General features: G+C 64.4%; 1 protein-coding gene and 1 pseudogene. One reads left to right on the top strand and one right to left on the bottom strand.

Annotation, left to right across the window (positions count from 1 at the left end; all coding sequences use genetic code 11):
* Window positions 1-440: 440 nt before the first annotated feature.
* Window positions 441-1,674: pseudogene (locus AC5RWU_RS24130) on the top strand (IS110 family RNA-guided transposase).
* A 143-nt stretch (window positions 1,675-1,817) separates the two neighbouring features.
* Here AC5RWU_RS24130 and AC5RWU_RS24125 read toward each other — a convergent pair.
* Window positions 1,818-1,963, bottom strand: a 146-nt coding sequence (locus AC5RWU_RS24125; protein ID WP_493986698.1) for a cold-shock protein, incomplete at its 5' end; no start/stop codon positions are given.

Below are 1,963 nucleotides of genomic sequence, written 5' to 3'. Positions count from 1 at the left end.
GGTTCTCCGCCGGGGCCCTGGAATACGCCAAATCCATCCCGACACGGATCATCCTCATTGACGGCAAGCAGCTGACCGACCTGATGATCCGCCACGGCGTGGGTGTTCAGATCGCCAAAACCTACACGGTCGCCGAAATCGACGAGGATTTCTTCGAATAGACCCTGTGCCGTCACGGATAAAGCAGCACGGCAGACCGACAAACGCCGATAACAGCGATTGAGGGCCTTTCGGCCCACGTGAAGCAGGGGAAACTTGTAGGTGTGGGTCGCCTGTCGACGTCGGTGCTCTTTGGTGCCAAGCGAGCCCGTATAACAGCGTGACGTGGGGGCTTCGGGCACATGGAACTGCTGCCTTGAGCGCGTACCTCAGACTCCACTTTGTGAAGCTCCCCGGGCGGCCCGCCTTCATATTGGTACGGGTTGACGGAGGTACTCACAATGGAGACGCTGGTGGAGCGGTGCGCGGGTCTGGACGTGCACAAGGACACGGTGGTGGCCTGTGTCCGGATCACGACCGGCACGAATGTCGAGACGCAGCTGGCGACGTTCGGAACGACGACAGTCGAGCTGCTCGGACTGCGGGACTGGCTCACGGACCGGGGTGTGAGGCTGGTAGGGATGGAATCGACCGGGGTGTATTGGAAGCCGGTGTACTACGTCCTGGAGGACGAGTTCGGGTGCTGGCTGCTCAACGCCCGACACCTGCGCAACGTCCCAGGCCGTAAAACGGACATGGCCGACGCCGCGTGGATCGCCCAGCTGGTCGCCCACGGGCTGGTCCAGCCCTCGTTCGTGCCGCCGAAGCCGATCCGTGAGCTGCGGAACCTGACCCGGTACCGCAAAGCCCAGATCCAGGAACGGACCCGCGAGACCCAGCGACTGGACAAGATCCTCCAGGACGCCGGCATCAAGCTCTCCTCGGTCGCCTCCGACAACCTCGGGGTCTCCGGCCGGGCAATGCTCACCGCCCTGGTCGGCGGCGGCCGGGACCCCGAGGTAATGGCTGACCTCGCCAAGGGCGTGCTGCGCAGGAAAATCCCGGCCCTGCGCCAGGCGCTGCGGGGACGGTTCTCCGGCCATCACGCCCTGATCGTCGGGGAGATCCTGGCCAAGCTGGACTACCTGGACGAGGCGATCGGACGCCTCTCGTCCGAGATTGACCGGGGGACACGCCCCTTTCGCCCGCCAGCGTGACCTGATCGCCACCATGCCAGGGATCGACAAGCGCACCGCCGAAGGCATCATCGCCGAGATCGGCGTCGACATGACCGTTTTCGGCAATGCCGCGCACCTGGCCTCCTGGGCCGGCCGCTGTCCTGGCCAATACGAGTCTGCCGGCAAGTCCACCTCCGGAAAGACCCGCAAGGGCAACAAATGGCTACGGACCTACCTCCACGACGCTGCCAGCGCGGCCATCCGCAGCAAGAACACGTACTACGCCGCGCAGTACGCACGGATCAAGGGCCGACGCGGACACCCCAAAGCCCTGGGCACCGTGCAGCACTCCATCCTCATCGCACTGTTCCACATTCTCGACCGCAACGAGCCCTTCCACGAGCTCGGCCCGGACTACTTCATCAAGCGGCACAACCCCGAACGCCGCGCACGACGCCTGATCAACGAACTCACAGCACTCGGCTACAACGTCACCGCGGAAGCGCCAGCCGCGTGAACGGCTCGCCTAGTTTCACCTCAGCGCATACGTAAACCGGTCCGGCGAATGGCGACCGGCTGAACGGTGGGCACGCCGTTCCCCTACGATGCAAAGCGCCCCCGGACCCTGAGGGTCCGGGGGCGCTGCTCGTTCAAAGATCTTTAGATGGGGCGGATGTTTTCGGCCTGCAGCCCCTTGGGCCCCTGGACAACGTCGAATTCGACCCGCTGGTTTTCTTCCAGGGAACGGTAGCCGCTGGCGGTGATCTGCGAGAAGTGCGCGAACACGTCCTGCCCGTTGTCATCCT

It is taken from the genome of Arthrobacter sp. B0427-1-12 (genome assembly GCF_059092905.1).
This window is presented reverse-complemented; position numbering and strand designations above follow the sequence as displayed.